The sequence below is a fragment of the Acinetobacter sp. SM1B genome, from assembly GCF_003289665.1.
Lineage (GTDB): Bacteria > Pseudomonadota > Gammaproteobacteria > Pseudomonadales > Moraxellaceae > Acinetobacter > Acinetobacter schindleri.
In genome coordinates this window covers 253,793-254,893 of the sequence record NZ_QMBM01000001.1, presented here as the reverse complement: position 1 = coordinate 254,893, position 1,101 = coordinate 253,793, and the positions used below count along the sequence as shown (strand labels likewise).

The following is a 1,101-nucleotide window of genomic DNA, read 5'->3' as shown; positions in this document are numbered from 1 at the left end:
TAGGACTTACGCATTGACAGATTCAAAAAAGTATTAAAATACTTTATAAAGTATCTGTGATCAGACGAATTAAACATGCTTCTACAGCAACTTGTACATTACCCATTTATATGGGCTTTCTCATGACAGAACCGAACTCTATTAGCTGCACACAACTTGCCGAGACTTATAATATCTCGCATGATAGTGTAAATCGCTTTCTAGAGCGTGAAGACTACACACCTCACGACCTATATCAAGAAGCAATTCAACATATTGATAATAATAAACTTATAGTCAGTATTGATGATACTGTTTTAGATAAACCGTATAGTCAGCATATGGACTTAGTTAGCTATTTTTGGTCAGGCAAACACCACCGATCCGTCAAAGGTATTAATCTCATTACCTTGTATGCGACAGATCAAAATGGTCAAAATATTCCAATTAATTTCCGAATTTATGACAAATCTGAAAGTAAAACCAAGAATGATTACTTTATGGATATGTTAAGTGAAGTACTCAGTTGGGGTGCAAAGATTCAATTTATTACAGGTGATAGTTGGTATTCATCGACTGAAAATCTAAAAACCATAAGAAAATATGGTATTCGATTTATGTTTGGTGTCGACAGTAACCGTAAGGTTTCCCCAGAAAAAGGACAATGGTTTCAACTGCGTTTATTGCCAGATTTCCATCAGGGTCAAGTGGTCTGGCTCAAAGATTTTGGCTTTGTACAATTATTTAAGACTCAGTTAAAAGAACAGCAGAGGTTTTATATTGTGCATCAAGATGAAGATGATTTATTGTCCTTTGAGGGTTTTCATGAATTACATTCAAGTCATTGGAAAATAGAACAATATCACCGAGTGATTAAACAGGTTTGTCATATTGAAAAGTTTCAAGTAAGACGGTCTAAACTGATTTTGAATCATATTTTTTCAGCCTTAATGGCCTACGTTGAGATACAAAAGAACCAGTTTGAGGGGATCTTTGAAAATGTATATCATTGGCAGAAGAAATTATTTAGACCAATGATCAAAAACTTCATTGATGACTTTATTCTCGATAAAAATCATCTGCTACCACAGAGAGTCTATAAATAACAGTGCGTAAGTCCTA

The 1,101-nt window shown here is 34.2% G+C and carries 1 protein-coding gene; it reads left to right on the top strand.

The genetic code is table 11. From position 1 onward, the window contains the following. Positions 1-56 precede the first annotated feature (56 nt). Entirely contained in the window at positions 57-1,085 is a 1,029-nt protein-coding gene (locus C8322_RS01195) for a transposase (protein WP_081399017.1), read from the top strand. Positions 1,086-1,101 lie beyond the last annotated feature (16 nt).